Here is a 1,682-nt window from a genome sequence, read left to right as displayed (position 1 = left end):
GGCGCCTCGCTGGGCGTGGTGGAACTGACGGTGGCGCTGCACGCGGTGTTCGACACCCCCGACGACCGGATCATCTGGGATGTCGGCCACCAGGCCTACCCGCACAAGATCCTCACCGGCCGGCGCGAGCGCGTGCGCACCCTGCGCCAGCCCGGCGGCCTGTCGGGCTTCACCCGCCGCAGCGAGAGCGAATACGACCCGTTCGGCGCCGCCCATTCCTCCACCTCGATCTCGGCCGGCCTCGGCATGGCGGTGGCGCACCATCTGCGCGCCGAGCATGACCCCTCCTACCGCGAGCGCAACGTGGTGGCGGTGATCGGCGACGGCTCGATCTCGGCCGGCATGGCCTACGAGGCGATGAACAACGCCTCGGTCGCCGGCCCCGGCGCCGGGCGGCTGATCGTGGTGCTGAACGACAATGAAATGTCGATCGCCCCCCCGGTCGGCGCCATGTCCAACTACCTGTCGCGGCTGATGTCCTCGCGCCAGTTCCTCGGCCTGCGCGACCTCGCCGGCAAGGTGGCCCGCCGCCTGCCCGAGCGGCTGGAGCGCACCGCCAAGAAGGCCGAGGAATATGCGCGCGGCATGATCACCGGCGGCACGCTGTTCGAGGAGCTGGGCTTCTATTATGTCGGCCCGGTCGACGGCCACGACCTCAACCAGCTGGTGCCGATCCTGCGCAACCTGCGCGACGCCGACGACAAGGGCCCGATCCTGCTGCACATCATCACCGAGAAGGGCCGCGGCTACCGCCCGGCCGAATCGGCGGGTGACAAATATCACGCGGTGGCCAAGTTCAACGTCGTCACCGGCGTGCAGACCAAGGCCCCTCCCGGCCCGCCCAGCTACACCTCGGTCTTCAGCCGCGAGCTGACGCGCCGGGCGAAGCAGGATGACAGCATCGTCGCCATCACCGCCGCCATGCCGTCGGGCACCGGGCTCGACGCCTTCGCCCGCGCGTATCCCGACCGCTTCTTCGATGTCGGCATTGCCGAGCAGCATGCCGTCACCTTCGCCGCCGGCATGGCCACCGAGGGGCTGCGCCCGTTCTGCGCCATCTATTCCACCTTCCTGCAGCGCGCCTACGACCAGGTGATGCATGACGTGGTGCTGCAGAACCTGCCGGTGCGCTTCGCCATCGACCGCGCCGGCCTGGTCGGCGCCGACGGCGCCACCCATGCGGGCTCGTTCGACATCAACTATCTGGGCTGCCTGCCCGGCATGACCATCATGGCCCCCAGCGACGAGCTGGAACTGCTGCACATGACGGCCACCGCCTGCGCCTTCGATGACGGCCCGATCGCCCTGCGCTATCCGCGCGGCAATGGTCTGGGCCTGGCCCTGCCCGAGGAAGGCAGCGTGCTGGAGATCGGCCGGGGCCGCATCGTCCGCGAAATGGGCCGTCAGGCCGGGCGCGAGAAGGGCGGCATCGCCATCCTGTCGCTGGGCACCCGCCTGGCCGAGGCGCTGAAGGCCGCCGATATCCTGGCCGCCCAGGGCCTGGCCCCCACGGTGGCCGACGCCCGCTTCGCCAAGCCGCTCGACACCGCGCTGATCGAGAACCTGGCCCGCAACCACGCGGTGCTGATCACCATCGAGGAAGGTGCGGAAGGCGGATTCGGTGCCTATGTCATGCACCATCTGGCGCGCACCGGCCTGCTCGACAGCGTCCGCTTCCGCCC

At 70.1% G+C, this 1,682-nt stretch carries 1 protein-coding gene; it reads left to right on the top strand.

Annotated elements, in window-relative coordinates; genetic code table 11:
- Window positions 1-1,682, top strand: a 1,682-nt coding sequence (dxs, locus tag HLH35_RS19620) for a 1-deoxy-D-xylulose-5-phosphate synthase (protein ID WP_182980733.1), incomplete at both ends; no start/stop codon positions are given.

The sequence above is a fragment of the Gluconacetobacter asukensis genome (genome assembly GCF_014174375.1).
In the GTDB taxonomy this organism is placed as follows: domain Bacteria; phylum Pseudomonadota; class Alphaproteobacteria; order Acetobacterales; family Acetobacteraceae; genus Gluconacetobacter; species Gluconacetobacter asukensis.
This window is presented reverse-complemented; position numbering and strand designations above follow the sequence as displayed.